The sequence below is a fragment of the Streptomyces sp. NPDC048197 genome (assembly GCF_043202395.1).
Lineage (GTDB): Bacteria > Actinomycetota > Actinomycetes > Streptomycetales > Streptomycetaceae > Streptomyces > Streptomyces siderophoricus.
Genome location: NZ_JBIDAJ010000042.1, coordinates 1 through 13,222, shown reverse-complemented (window position 1 = coordinate 13,222; position 13,222 = coordinate 1). Strand labels below are relative to the sequence as shown.

At 73.0% G+C, this 13,222-nt stretch carries 13 protein-coding genes; 6 read left to right on the top strand and 7 right to left on the bottom strand.

The genetic code is table 11. The features are described from left to right. Positions 1–25: 25 nt before the first annotated feature. From ACGF4C_RS34255 to ACGF4C_RS34245, 3 genes are read right to left on the bottom strand one after another with little or no spacing between them, the layout of a single operon-like run. Complete coding sequence (locus ACGF4C_RS34255) at positions 26–1,198, bottom strand: bifunctional RNase H/acid phosphatase (protein WP_393571739.1); 1,173 nt, start codon at positions 1,196–1,198, stop codon at positions 26–28. A gap of 3 nt (positions 1,199–1,201) precedes the next feature. Continuing rightward, a complete protein-coding gene (locus tag ACGF4C_RS34250; RefSeq protein WP_393571835.1) occupies positions 1,202–1,945 on the bottom strand; it encodes a zinc ribbon domain-containing protein in 744 nt (247 codons plus the stop codon). Continuing rightward, the gene (locus tag ACGF4C_RS34245; RefSeq protein ID WP_362136224.1) at positions 1,942–2,820 is read right to left on the bottom strand and encodes a Nif3-like dinuclear metal center hexameric protein; all 879 of its coding nucleotides are present in this window, start codon (positions 2,818–2,820) and stop codon (positions 1,942–1,944) included. Before ACGF4C_RS34245 ends, ACGF4C_RS34250 begins: the two co-directional genes overlap by 4 nt. A 231-nt stretch (positions 2,821–3,051) precedes the next feature. Here ACGF4C_RS34245 and ACGF4C_RS34240 point away from each other — a divergent pair, with 231 nt between their 5' ends. Both ACGF4C_RS34240 and ACGF4C_RS34235 read left to right on the top strand, forming a co-directional pair. Further along, the gene (locus tag ACGF4C_RS34240) at positions 3,052–4,416 is read left to right on the top strand and encodes a hypothetical protein (protein ID WP_393571735.1); all 1,365 of its coding nucleotides are present in this window, start codon (positions 3,052–3,054) and stop codon (positions 4,414–4,416) included. Between the two features lie 161 nt (positions 4,417–4,577). After that, the gene (locus ACGF4C_RS34235; RefSeq protein ID WP_393571733.1) at positions 4,578–4,745 is read left to right on the top strand and encodes a hypothetical protein; all 168 of its coding nucleotides are present in this window, start codon (positions 4,578–4,580) and stop codon (positions 4,743–4,745) included. 54 nt (positions 4,746–4,799) lie between these two features. Here ACGF4C_RS34235 and ACGF4C_RS34230 read toward each other — a convergent pair whose 3' ends face one another. The 3 genes from ACGF4C_RS34230 to ACGF4C_RS34220 form a co-directional block, all read right to left on the bottom strand. After that, positions 4,800–5,744 (bottom strand): 3-oxoacyl-ACP reductase, encoded by a 945-nt coding sequence (locus ACGF4C_RS34230; protein WP_393571731.1) that lies wholly within the window; start codon positions 5,742–5,744, stop codon positions 4,800–4,802. Between the two features lie 144 nt (positions 5,745–5,888). Further along, positions 5,889–6,965 (bottom strand): Zn-dependent alcohol dehydrogenase, encoded by a 1,077-nt coding sequence (locus tag ACGF4C_RS34225; RefSeq protein ID WP_393571729.1) that lies wholly within the window; start codon positions 6,963–6,965, stop codon positions 5,889–5,891. Between the two features lie 165 nt (positions 6,966–7,130). After that, positions 7,131–8,006 carry a MaoC/PaaZ C-terminal domain-containing protein gene (locus ACGF4C_RS34220; RefSeq protein ID WP_393571727.1) on the bottom strand — a complete coding sequence of 292 codons (876 nt, stop codon included), beginning with the start codon at positions 8,004–8,006 and terminating at the stop codon, positions 7,131–7,133. Between the two features lie 511 nt (positions 8,007–8,517). Between ACGF4C_RS34220 and ACGF4C_RS34215 the strand changes: the two genes are divergently transcribed. From ACGF4C_RS34215 to ACGF4C_RS34200, 4 genes are all read left to right on the top strand, one after another. Further along, positions 8,518–9,534, top strand: coding sequence for an ABC transporter ATP-binding protein (locus ACGF4C_RS34215; RefSeq protein ID WP_393571833.1), 1,017 nt, complete (start codon positions 8,518–8,520; stop codon positions 9,532–9,534). Continuing rightward, the gene (locus tag ACGF4C_RS34210) at positions 9,534–10,262 is read left to right on the top strand and encodes an ABC transporter permease (RefSeq protein ID WP_393571725.1); all 729 of its coding nucleotides are present in this window, start codon (positions 9,534–9,536) and stop codon (positions 10,260–10,262) included. Before ACGF4C_RS34215 ends, ACGF4C_RS34210 begins: the two co-directional genes overlap by 1 nt. 284 nt (positions 10,263–10,546) lie before the next feature. Next, positions 10,547–11,749 (top strand): sensor histidine kinase, encoded by a 1,203-nt coding sequence (locus ACGF4C_RS34205; RefSeq protein WP_393571831.1) that lies wholly within the window; start codon positions 10,547–10,549, stop codon positions 11,747–11,749. Next, positions 11,746–12,351, top strand: a complete 606-nt coding sequence (locus tag ACGF4C_RS34200) for a response regulator (protein ID WP_393571723.1) — start codon at positions 11,746–11,748, stop codon at positions 12,349–12,351. Before ACGF4C_RS34205 ends, ACGF4C_RS34200 begins: the two co-directional genes overlap by 4 nt. A 130-nt stretch (positions 12,352–12,481) precedes the next feature. Here ACGF4C_RS34200 and ACGF4C_RS34195 read toward each other — a convergent pair whose 3' ends face one another. Continuing rightward, positions 12,482–13,042 carry a hypothetical protein gene (locus ACGF4C_RS34195; RefSeq protein WP_393571721.1) on the bottom strand — a complete coding sequence of 187 codons (561 nt, stop codon included), beginning with the start codon at positions 13,040–13,042 and terminating at the stop codon, positions 12,482–12,484. Positions 13,043–13,222 lie beyond the last annotated feature (180 nt).

Below are 13,222 nucleotides of genomic sequence, written 5' to 3'. Positions count from 1 at the left end.
TAGCGCCTGGGCCTGGGCGCACCGCTCAGCGCAGGTGCGACGTGTCGTTCAGCAGCCGCAGTGAGGCGTTGCCGTCGGAGTAGTACGCGACCGCGGACAGCGAGGCGGCGGAGAGCTCCATCCGGAACAGCGACTCCGGCGGGGCGCCCAGCGCCAGCCGGACCAGGGTCTTGATCGGCGTGACGTGGGTGACCAGCAGGACCGTCCGGCCGGCGTACCGGGCCAGCAGCTTGTCGCGGGTGACCGCGGTCCGGCGGGCGACCGACGCGAAGGACTCGCCGCCCCCGGTGGGCGCCGCCTTCGAGGAGTGCAGCCAGGCGTCGAGGTCCTCGGGGTAGCGCTCGCGCACCTCGGCGAAGGTCAGCCCCTCCCAGGCCCCGAAGTCGGTCTCGCGCAGGCCCTCTTCGACCCGTACGTCCAGGCCGAGCCGGTCGGCGACCGCCTGCGCGGTCTCCCGGCAGCGCCGCAGCGGTGAGCTGACCACGGCCTGGATCGTGCCGCGGGCGGCCAGCGCGGCCGCGGTGGCCTGGGCCTGGCGGTGGCCGACGGCGGAGAGTTCGGGGTCGGTGCCGCCGCTGCCGGAGAACCGCTTCTCGGGCGTCAGCGCCGTCTCGCCGTGCCGCAGCAGCACGAACGTGGCCGGCACGCCGAGGTCCGGGGCGCCCCAGCCGACCGGCGGGGCGGCCACCGCCTCGGGGGCCTCGGCAGACTCCGCCGCGGCGCTGCGGGCGGGTGCGGCGGCGGTGGCCAGTGCGGCCCGGGAGTCCCGCGGCTCCCACTGCTTGCCGATCTTCCCGGCGTCCATCGCCTCGTTGGCGAGCCGGTCGGCGTGCTTGTTCTTGGCGCGCGGGATCCACTCGTAGGTGACCCGGTCGGCCGGGAAGACCGACCTGGCCTCGGCGGCCAGCGGCTTCATGCCCGGGTGCTTGATCTGCCAGCGTCCGGACATCTGCTCGACGACCAGCTTGGAGTCCATCCGGACCTGGATGCGGGCCTCCGGGTCCAGCGCGTGCGCGGCCCGCAGCCCGGCCACCAGGCCCTTGTACTCGGCGACGTTGTTGGTCGCGGTGCCGATGAACTCGGCGGCCTCGGCGAGCGCCTCGCCCGTTTCCGGGTCGAGGACGACCGCGCCGTAGCCGGCCGGCCCCGGGTTGCCCCGGGACCCGCCGTCCGCCTCGACGATCAGCGTGCGCGGCACGGCCTACAGGCCCGAGTCCGGCGTGCGGACCAGGATCCGGCCGCAGTTCTCGCAGCGCAGGACGGCGTCGGCGGCGGCCGCCCGGACGTCGTTCAGCTCGGTGATGTTCAGCTCCAGGCGGCAGCCCTCGCAGCGGCGCTGGTAGAGGCGGGCGGCGCCGACGCCGCCCTCCTTGGTGCGGATGCGGTCGTAGAGCTTCAGCAGGTCGGCCGGGATGTCGGCGACGGTCAGCTCGCGCTCCTTGGTGACCGCGGCGGCCTCGGCGTCGATCTCGCTGCTGGCGGCGTTGCGGCGGGCGACGGCGTCGTCGACCTTGGCCTGGATGGCCTCGACCCGGGAGGTCAGCTCGGCGACCCGCTCCTGGGCGGCCTCGCGGCGCTCCATGACCTCCAGGACGACGTCCTCCAGGTCGCCCTGGCGCTTGGCGAGCGAGGCGATCTCGTGCTGGAGGTTCTCCAGGTCCTTGGGGGAGGTGACGGCGCCGGAGTCCAGCCGCTTCTGGTCGCGGGCGGCGCGCTGGCGCACCTGGTCCACGTCCTGCTCGGCCTTGGTCTGCTCGCGGCTGGTGTCGCTCTCCTCGGTCTGTGCGGCGACGAGCAGGTCGCGCTGCTGGGTGAGGTCGGCCTCCAGGGTCTGCAGCTCGGCCAGCTCGGGGAGGTTCTTGCGCCGGTGCGCGAGCTGGGTGAGCCGGACGTCGAGGCCCTGGACGTCGAGAAGGCGGATCTGGTCGGCGGGCGCGGCGTTCAGCGGGGGGCTCCTGTGGTGTGCGTCGGGGTGAAGATCGGGGTGGACGCCGCGTGGGCGGTCCAGGGGTCGGTGACCGTACGGGAGACGTGCGTGCGCAGTCCCCAGTCGTGCCGGTCGGAGACCGCGTCGAGCTGGGCCGCGGCCTGCTCGCACCACGGCCATTCGGTGGCCCAGTGGGCCGCGTCGAGCAGCGCCGGCGGGTTGGTCCGTCCGGTGGTCTGGGTGGCCTCGGACGCCGGGTGGTGGCGCAGGTCGGCGGTGAGGAAGGCATCCACACCGGCCGCCCGGACATCGTCGAAGAGGCTGTCGCCGGAGCCGCCGGAGACCGCGACGGTGCGGATCTCGCGGTCCGGGTCGCCGGCCGCCCGGATGCCCTGCGCGGTGGCCGGCAGGTGCGCGGCCGCGTACGCGGCGAACTCGGCCAGCGGCATCGGGTGCGTCAGCTCGCAGATCCGGCCCAGGCCGCGTCGGCCCGCCGGGTCGCTCGGGTCCGGCACCAACGGGCCGAGGACGCGCAGGTCCAGGGCGCCGGCCAGGGCGTCGGAGACGCCGGGGTCGGCGGTGTCGGCGTTGGTGTGCGCGACGTGCAGGGCGATGTCGTGCTTGATGAGCGTGTGCACGACCTTGCCCTTGAACGTCGAGGCCGCGACCGTCGTCGTCCCGCGCAGGTAGAGCGGGTGATGGGTGACGAGCAGGTCGGCGCCGAGCCGTACCGCCTCGTCGGCGATCTCCTGGACCGGATCGACGGCGAACAGCACGCGGCTGACCTCGGCGTCCGGGTCTCCGCAGACCGTGCCGACGGCGTCCCACCCTTCGGCCCGCTCGGGGGGCCAGAGGGCGTCGAGCGCGGTGAGGACTTCAGACAGTACGGGCACGGGTGGAAGGTTACCTCCCGGGCGGGAACCCGCACCGCCGCCGCCCGCGCGCGGGCGCACCCGTGAACCCCGCCCGGGGCGGCCCGCCGTGGGAGCAGGAAGCACAACCACCCCATCCGGTACCGGCGAACCGGACATCCGCCACCCTTATGCGTGAAGTGCCGCAACTCGCAGTGATCGGCCGGAAGTGCGAAAACTAGCGTCGGTCTGCCGACTGGAGGTGACCACTTCATGACGATCTGCGCCACTGAGGACGCCACGGCACTCGACGGCCCGCACCGCGCGGCCCTGACGATCGCCGCCGACGGCTCGTACGCCGCCCGGCTCGCCCGGCACGACGACGCCGACCGGAGCTGGTACCCGGAGCGCTGGACGCTGAGCGGCCCGGAGCCGTACGCGGTGCCACTGCCCGGCAGCCAGCCGGAGGAGCCGGACAGCGAACTGCTGCCGCTCGCGGACGGCCGGGTGCTGATCCTGCGCCGGGTCGCCGACCGCTTCGCCCTCTCCCTGCTCTACCCGACCGACCCCGGGACCGGTGAACTCCTGCTGGGCGCCGTGGAAGCGGCGGAACTGACCCTGCTCCCGCCGACGCCGGGCGGCACCGACGCGTACGCCCTGGCACCGGCGGGCGGGCACACCGCGCTGTGGCGGGTGCCCGGCGATGCGGGCGGGCCCGAGCGGATCGTGGAGATCCCCGGGCGCTGTACGGGCGGCGCGTGGCTGGACCGCGGCGGGCGGCTGCTCGCCCTGGACCGGGAGCTGGACGGCCGGACGAAGACCGTGCTGGTCGATCTGGCGCGGGGCGGCGAGACCGGGCCGCTGCTGCAGATCACCGAGGAGAGCAACGACCGGCTGCTGCTGGCCGATCCGGACAGCGGGCTGCTGCTGGTCCGCTCGGACGCGCCGGGCCACGACCGGCTGGGCTGGGGCGTGCTGGGCAGCAGGCTGCCGGTGCGGTTCCCGGAGTGCCTGCGGCCGGCCGATGCCGCGGTGACGCCGTTCGCCGTGCAGCCGGGGCAGATGCTGGCGCCGGAGAGCTGCGCGGTGGCGTTCCGGGTGGACGCGGCACACGGCACCCGGCTGGGGATCTGGCGTCCCTGGGGCCGGCGGCTGCGGCAACTGCCCGTACCGGACGGGTGGCTGGCGGGGGCCGGGCTGTGGACGGCCGACGGCGAACTACTGCTGCCGTGCGCGACGGACGCGGAACCGTGCGGGCTGGCGAGGATGGCCATACCGCTGGAGCCGGTGGAACCGGTGGGGCCGGTGGGGCCGGTGGAGGTCAGGATGCCGGTGGGGCCAGGGGAGGTCAGGATGCCGGTGGGATCTGCGAGATCTGTGGGTTCCGTGGAGCGATCGGGGCCGGTGGGGCTGGTGGGACTGATGGGGGTGGCGAGGCCGGTGGGGGGCGTACGGGCGGTGGCGGAGGAGGCGGCCGTACGTGGCGGGGGGATTGTCCCGGATGCAGGGGATGCCACCAACCACTCCACAGCATCTGCACAACCGAAGGCCGCCGTCACGGAACCGCAGTGCTCCCCCGCACATCCCCCTATGTGCAGGCCAGTTCCGCTGCAACAGGCGCCTCTGGGGTCCCGCTAGGCCCGGTGGAGCGTGATTTCCCGCCCCGTTAAACTTTCGGGTGGGGGCTACGCAGCCGGTTGACCGGCCACCGATCACGCCGCTCGGGGTACGGCCCCTCGGCGGTCGGGCGGGGTCCCGACGCGTACAGCAGCAAGCGATCCGACGGAGTGACTCTTCCCATGTCCGAAGCCCGAACCGACACGACCCAGGCGCGCCCCCAGGAGGCATCCGCCCAGGCCGCCGAGGCTGCAAGCTCCGGCAGGCACCGTGGCCCGGCCGCCACGGAGGAGTCCGACTCCACCGCGCACGGCCGGCACCGCCGGGACAAGCAGCCGCAGGGCGCCTAAGCCCCCATGGGCTCCGGGGCCGCGCCCCAGAAGCCGTGCTTCAGGAGCCCTGTTTCAGGAGCCGTGCTTGAGGGCCAGCACCTCGCCCGCCGCGAACGTCTCGTGCGGCGGGCGCTGTGCGTAGTAGGGCGTCAGCAGTTCGTCCAGCTCCTCGAAGGTGAAGAGTTCCTTCGTGGTGTCGAACTTGGCGGCGATCCGGGGGCGTTCGGCGATCGCGACCATGCCGCCGTGGACGACGAGCAGCTGGCCGTTGACCCGGGCCGCGGCCGGTGCGGCCAGATAGCCGACCAGCGGGGCGACGTGCTCGGGGGCGAGCGGGTCGAGCCGGCCGTCGGCCGGTTCTCCGAAACCGGCGAAGACGTCCTCGGTCATCCGGGTGCGGGCGCGCGGGCAGATCGCGTTGGCCGTCACGCCGTATTTGGCCAGCGCCAGCGCCGTGGAGGTGGTCAGGCCGACGATGCCCCCCTTGGCGGCGGCGTAGTTGGGCTGGCCGGCCGAGCCGGCGAGGAACGCCTCCGAGGAGGTGTTGATGATCCGGCCGTGCACCGGGCCGCCGGCCGCCTTGGACCGCTCGCGCCAGTGGGCCGCGGCGAAGCGGGTGGTGTTGAAGTGACCTTTGAGGTGCACCCGGATGACCATGTCCCATTCGTCCTCGGTCATCGAGAACACCATCCGGTCCCGGAGGATGCCCGCATTGTTAACCAGGATGTCGAGCCGGCCGTAGGTGTCGATGGCCAACTGGACGAGCTCGCCGGCCTGTTGGTGGTCGGCGACGTCGCCGACGTGGGCCACCGCCCGGCCGCCCGTCGCGCGGATCTCGGCGGCGACGTCCTCGGCGGGGCCCGCGGAGGCGGCGCCCGAACCGTCGCGCCCCGACTGCCCATAGTCGTTGACCACCACCTGCGCGCCGAGCCGGGCGAGTTCGAGGGCCTCGGCGCGGCCCAGTCCGCGGCCGGCCCCGGTGACGATCGCGGTCAGGCCCTCAAGTGGCTGTGCCATCTGGCGTTCCCGTCCTCTCGGTCTGCCGGCCGGATCGGGTCCCGTCACCGGCCGGTCGGATCTCTTGGCGATCGGATCTCTTGACGGTCAGTTCTCTCGGCGATCGGATCTCTTGGCGTCGGATCTCTCGGACCCCGTTGATGGTCAGATCTCTATGCAGGTGCGCAGGGCCGTCCCGGAGCGCATCTGGTCGAGGGCGTCGTTGATCTCCGGGAGCCGGACGCGGTGCGTGATCAGTCCTTCGAGGTCGATCCGGCCGGCCCGCCACAGGGCGATGGCCCGCTCGTAGGAGCGCAGGACGTCCCCGCCGCCGTAGAGGGACGGCAGGATCCGCTTCTCGTCGAAGAACAGCTCGAACATGTTGACCCGGAAGGCGTCGTCCATGGCGCCGGCACCGACCACGCACAGGGTGCCGCCGCGCCGGGTCGTCTCGTACGCGGTGCGGGCGGTGGCGGACCTGCCGACCACCTCGAAGACGTAGTCGAAGCCCTCGCCCCCGGTGAACTCGGCCTTGGCGCCGTCGAGTTCCTCCGGCGCGACGGCCTCGGTGGCGCCGAAGCGCAGTGCCGCCTCGCGCCGTGCGGGCACCGGGTCGACGGCGACGATCCGGGCCGCACCGCAGACCCGCGCGCCCTGGATGACGGAGATCCCGACCCCGCCGCAGCCGATGACCGCGACCGAGGAGCCGGCCGCCACCTGCGCCGTGTTGAGGGCCGCGCCGAGCCCGGTGGTGACGCCGCAGCCGATCAGCGCGGCGATCTCGTACGGGACGTCGTCCGGGATGGGGACCGCGCAGTTGGCGGCGACCACGACCTCCTCGGCGAAGGTGCCGGTGCCGGCGAAGCCGAAGACGTCCCCGCCGGGCCGCCGGAAGTTGGGCGTGCCGGCGTTCATGAACCCGGCCAGACAGAGGTGGGTCTGGCCGCGTTTGCAGGACGGACAGCTGCCGCAGGCGGGCAGCCAGCACATCAGCACCCGGTCGCCCGTCGCCAGGCCGGTGACGCCGTCGCCGACGTCGACGACCTCCCCGGCGCCCTCGTGCCCGGGGACGAAGGGCGCGGGCTGCGGCAGCACCCCGTTCATCGCCGAGAGGTCGGAGTGGCACAGTCCGGTCGCCCGGATGCGGATCCTGACCTTGCCCGGCCCGAACCCCACCGCCTCGACGTCGTCGAGGACCTCCAGCTTGTCCTGCCCGGTCTCGTGCTGTACGGCTGCGCGCATCTCACGGCTCCCCTCGGAGACGACAACTCGGAGGCATCAATCGGCGGAACGATCGGAGATATCGGAGACATCAGAGATATCGGAGACATCAACCGGTGGCGACAAAGCGACATTGGAGCGACATCGGAGCAACGGCAGGCCACGGCGGGCGACGGCGAGCAGGGACTAGCCGTGCTCGACGACGGTGTCCGCCAGCACCGCCGCGTCGTCCCGCTCGGGCGCCGTCACCGACGCCTGGATGCGGCCGGGTTCGCGCCAGAGCCGGATGCGGAGCGTCTCCCCCGGGAAGACCACCCCGGCGAAGCGCGTGCGGTACGACCGGACCCGGGAGACGTCACCGTCCAGCAGCGTGTCGACGACCGCCTTGAGCGTGACCCCGTAGGTGCACAGCCCGTGCAGGATCGGCCGGTCGAAGCCGGCGAGCTCGGCGAACTCCGGATCGGCGTGCAGCGGGTTCCAGTCGCCGGAGAGGCGGTACAGCAGCGCCTGGTCGGCGCGGATCTGCCGTTCGGTGGTCAGGTCGGGGGCGCGGTCGGGCAGTTCGAGGCGGGCGGAGGGGCCGCGGTCGCCGCCGAAGCCGCCCTCGCCGCGGACGAAGATCTGGGTGTCACAGGTCCACAACGGACCGTCGTCGTCGGCGATTTCGGAACGCAGCACGATGACGGCGGCCTTGCCCTTGTCGTACACGGCCGGCACGGACGAGGTCTGGGTGGCGCGACCGCGCACCGGCAGGGGCCGGTGCACGGTGACGGTCTGCCCGCCGTGCAGGACGGCGGCGAGGTCGACGTCGATGCCGGGGGCGGAGAGCCCGCCGGCCAGCGCCATGCCCCCACCGGCGACGGTGGCGAAGCTGGGCAGGACGTGCAGTGCGCTCTCCAGGGTGTAGCGCAGTTCGTCCGGGTCGGTGGCGGCCTGCGGTTTCTCGGGGGTGGGCGCGCCGGCGCCGATGCCGAGGTGGTAGAGCTGGACGTCCTTGTGGTCCCAGGCGAGCTCGGTGGTCCGCGGTTCGGCGGAGGTGGCCTTGACGACGTCGATGGGCATGGGGGCGGTTGCTCCTTCACCACGGTGGAGTGCGTCAAAAGACCCCGGCCCGGCCGTCCGCACCGTCGGCCCGGCCGGGGTCGTCTCTGGTCGGCGCGGACCGCGCGCGGGTCGGCGGTGCCACACGGGAAACCGCCCGGCGCGCACTGCGGCCGGGCAACGGTGCCGCACGCGAAACCGCCGGCTTCTAGAACGCGTTCTAGCCGATGGCCTTCATGTATAGCCGATCCGCCGGATACCGGGAAGACCTCTGACGGTTTGTCAGAAACGCGTCGCGGTCGCGGGCCGCCCGTGAGTCGTTGCCGCTCTCTGCACTCGTGAGTCGTTTCCGGGCCCGCCCCGACGAGTCGTTGCCGCGGTCCGCGCCCATGACATTTGTCAGGGGTCATCACCCACATTCGCCCCTGCCCCGAGGCCGCCCACGCTCCGTAACGTCATGGACAGCAAACGACCGAAGGGGGCGGACATGGCACCGGACACGGCACCGGCGGCACCGGGCAGGACACCGGAGATGACACCGGGCAGGGCGGGGACGACGGCGCAGGCGGGGCCGGTGGGGCGGGACGGCGGCGGGACGGCCGTGGCGTTCTCCGGCGTCACCCGGAGTTACGGCGCGGTGCGGGCCGTGGACGGCATCGACCTGCGGATCGCGGCCGGCGAAACGGTGGCGCTGCTCGGCCGCAACGGCGCCGGCAAGTCCACCACCCTGAACATGCTGCTGGGCCTGCTGCCGCCCTCCTCGGGCACGGTGCGGCTGTTCGGCGGCGAGCCGGAGACCGCCGTACGGGCCGGCCGGGTCGGGGCGATGCTGCAGGACGGCAAGGCCGTCCCCCGGGTCACCGTCCGCGAACTGGTCGGCTTCGTGGCCGCCACCTACCCGCGGCCGATGGACGTCACCGAGGCGCTGGAGCTGGCGGGCCTGGCCGAGTTCGCCGGGCGGCGGGTGGACCGGCTCTCCGGCGGCCAGGCCCAGCGCGTCCGGTTCGCGGTGGCGCTGGCCGGCAACCCCGACCTGCTGGTCCTCGACGAGCCGACCGCGGCCCTGGACGTGGAGGCCCGCCGGACGTTCTGGCGCGCGATGCGGGCGTACGCCCGGCGCGGCCACACCATCGTCTTCTCCACCCACTACCTGGAGGAGGCGGACGACCACGCCGACCGGATCGTGGTGATCGACCGGGGCCGGGTGGTCGCCGACGGCAGCGGCGAGGCGATCAAGCGGCGGGCCGGCGGGTCGCTGGTCTCCTTCGACCTCGCGGGCGCGCCGACCGCGCCGCTGTCCACACTGCCCGGCGTGCACACCGTGGAGGTCCGCGGCGACCGCGCCCTGCTGCGGACGGCGGACTCCGACGCCACGGTCCTGGCGCTGGCCGGACTGGGCCTGGTCCGCGGCCTGGAGGTCACCGCCGCGAGCCTGGAGGACGCCTTCCTCGCCCTCACCTCCCCCGACCGCTCGGACTCCGACGGCCCGGACCACAACGACCCGAGCCCCGTCGCCCCGACCCGCGATGCCCTGAAGGAGACCGCGTGATGCTCGCCTACCTCCGTCTCGAAGTCCGCCGTACGCTGCGCGACCGCGGCTTCGTGATCTTCGGCATCGGCATGCCGGTGCTGATGTACGTCCTGATGACCAACATCGGCACCGGCCCCGGCGGCGCCGACATGGGCTGGCGGACCGCCTCGATGGTCGGGATGGCCGCGTACGGCGCGCTGGGCGCGGCGATCGGCACCGGCACCGGCGTCGCCGAGGACAAGCAACTGGGCTGGCTGCGGCAGCTGCGGATCACCCCGATGGGGCCGCTGCGGGCCGTGGTGGGCCGTGGGCTGACCGGGTCGGTGACGGTGCTGCCGGCCATCGCCGCGGTGCTGCTGGTGGGCGCGCTGGTCAACGGCGTCCGGATGCCGGTCTGGCAGTGGGCCGCGCTGGCGGGTCTGCTGTGGCTCGGCACCGCCCCGTTCACCCTGCTCGGGCTGGGCAACGGCTACCGCCTCTCGGCGCAGTCCACCGGTGTGGTCAACACGGGCTGCATGCTGCTGCTCTCGATCATCGGCGGACTGTGGTTCCCGGCCGAGCTGTTCCCCGGCTGGCTGCGCGCCCTGTCGGCCTGGACGCCCGGCAACCGCTTCGCCGAACTGGGCCGGAGCGTCACCGAGGGCGGCGCACCGAGCCTCGCGGCAGTGGCGGTGCTGGCCGCCTGGCTGGCAGTCTTCGGCGGTTACGCGGTGCACGCGTACCGGAGGGCCGCGCGGACGGTGTGACCCGCGATGGCGCACAGGGCACAGACGGCACAGATGGCACAGACGCACGGACCGGGGAAACGACAGTGCAGCGGACGAGAGAGCAGGACGCCGCCGGCGGGACGCCCGGCGGGGTGACAGGGACGGACGAAGTGACCGGGACCAACGGAGCGGCTGGAGTGGCCGGGAGCAACGGAGTGGCTGGGGCGGCCGGGGGCGACGGCTCGTCGTGTTCGTCGAAATGGTCACCCGGCCGGAAGCCCGAAAAGGGCCCGGGCAAATACTCCTTCCTGCCCTGGCTGCTGATGGGGCTCGGCGCCTTCTCCAACATCGTGCAGGGCAAGACCGGCAACCCCTGGCTGGCCGGCCTCGGGCTGCTGGCCTTCAACTCCTTCTACCTCACGGTCATCTGGTCGGCCTTCAGCCCAAAGCTCCGGGACACCCGCTACCCGGTCGTGGCCCTGGGCGTGCTCACCGTCATCACGTTCGCCATCGCGCTCGGCTTCGGCGGCAGCTGGTTCCTGTTCTTCCCGTTGCTGTCGCTGGCCTCCGGTACGGTCCGCGCGCTGCGCGGCAGGAAGCTGGCACTGTGGCTGGTCACGCTCAGCGGTACGGCCGGGTTCCTGTCCGGCTGGCATGCCGGCGACCCCAGCGACTCGTTCGGCGTCGGCTACGGCACGTTCCTCTCCGGCATGGTGACGTCCACGGTGCTGAGCCTGTTCGACACCATCCAGGAACTCCGGGCCACCCGGCAGGAACTGGCCCGCAGCGCCGTGGAGAAGGAGCGGCTGCGCTTCTCCCGTGACCTGCACGATCTGCTGGGACACACGATGTCCCTGGTCGTGGTCAAGGCCGAGGCGGTACGCCGGCTGGCACCGCGCGATCTGGACGCGGCGCTCGCCCAGGCCTCGGACATCGAGGCGGTCGGCCGGCAGGCGCTGACCGAGATCCGCGAGGCGGTCACCGGCTACCGCGAGGGCAGCCTCAGCACCGAACTCGACCGGGCCCGATCGGCGTTGGAAGCGGCCGGCATCGAAGCCGTCGTACGGCAGGCCGGGCCGCCGCTGCCCCCGCAGGCCGGTGCGCTGCTGGGCTGGGTGGTCCGCGAGGGCGTCACCAACGCGGTCCGGCACAGCGGCGCCACCCGCTGCGAGATCGCGGTGCACGCCGACGAGGAACGGGTCCGGCTGACGATCACGGACGACGGCCGGGGTCCCGTAAGCTCCGGTGCGGCCCCGACAGCCGGCCGGACCTGGTTCCGCGACCGCGACCGCGACCCCGGACGCGACGGTGACACCGCCGGTACGGACTCCGCGGACGGCGCCGCCACGCCACCCGGCACACCGGGCCCGGTCGGCGGCACCGGCCTGAAGGGCCTGACCGAACGGCTGGCAGCGGCCGGCGGCACACTGAGCAGCGGCCCCGACGGCCGGCGCGGCTTCCGGGTGACGGCGGAACTGCCGGTCGGTACGGGGGAGATGACGGAGACGGAAGGGTTGACCAGGTGATCAAGGTCCTGCTCGCGGAGGACCAGGGCATGATGCGGGGCGCGTTGGCGCTGCTGCTCGACCTGGAAGAGGACATGCAGGTCGTGGCGCAGGTCGGGGCGGGCGACCGGATCGTGGCGGCAGCTTTGGACGCCCGTCCCGACATCGCCCTCCTGGACATCGAACTCCCCGGCCGCAGCGGACTGGACGCCGCGGCCGACCTGCGCACCGCGCTGCCGTCGTGCAAGGTCCTGATCGTCACGACCTTCGGGCGGCCCGGCTATCTGCGCCGCGCCATGGAGGCCGGGGCGTCCGGCTTCCTGGTGAAGGACGGCCCGGTGGAGGACCTGGCGGCGGCGATCCGCCGAGTCCTCGCCGGGGAGCGGGTGATCGACCCCGGGCTGGCCGCGGCGGCGCTCAGCGCCGGGCCCAATCCGCTGACCCAGCGCGAACGGGACGTGCTGACCGCCGCGGTGGACGGCGCCACCGTCTCCGACATCGCCGGCAAGCTCCACCTCTCCCAGGCCACCGTCCGCAACTACCTCTCCGCGGCGATCGGCAAGACCGGCACCCGCAACCGTATGGAGGCGGTCCGGGCAGCGCGGCAGAACGGGTGGCTGTAGGCGGGGGGACGGGAGGCAACCGGCGGGCGACGGGACGCCTGTCGTCCCACGCCGGGTCGGTGGCCAGGCTTCGGCCCAGAGGCGTGACCGGCAAGGAAAACGCTCGCCCGCCCGAGAAGCACGGTCGTGCTCAGTGCATGCGCCATTCCTCGGCCGGAATGCAGTCGAACACGGTGTTGGCCCAGTCGTTGGGCCGACCGAAGACCAGCCGCGTGAGGAGAACATCCCCGGCTCGCTGCGCACGCGGGTTCATCCCGAGCTGCTGTGAGCCGATGTCCCCTTCGGTGGTGATCTCGATGTCCCTGCCGGTCCGCTCCAGATAGGCGCTGAGATCAGCTGAGAGTTCGGAAGGCGGCCGGCCGATCAGCCGGATCCCGTCCCAGGACACCTGGGGTCCGGACAAGGCGTCGACGGCGATGCAGGTCAGTCCCATCGGGCCGACGTAGTAGGCCACCACGTCGTCCCGGTACGACGGGGCCCCCACGGCGCGGAATCGCGTGCGCATCTGCTCAAAGGGACCGAACTCACCGACCTTGGAGAGAACCCCGGAGGTGTATCCGCGTGCCTCCATGGCGACGGTCGCTTCCTGCGGGCTCATGCCGAAGCGCAGGGGGCCGACACGTTCCAGTGGCGCATAGTCCCACTGCGCCCGATCGGATTCGTCGACCACCGGCCACGGGTCGGGCCACACGTCCGGCAACTCCTTCGCACTCCACTTGGCGGACCAGTGCGGGCGACCTTATCGGCTGCGGTGATCAGCACGATACGCCGGACAGGCGCTAGGGGGTGTCTTCAAATGATCTCGGGTGGTGGACCATGGTCGGGTGATACGTCGCCATGAACTATCCGATGCTGAGTGGGAGTTCGTCCG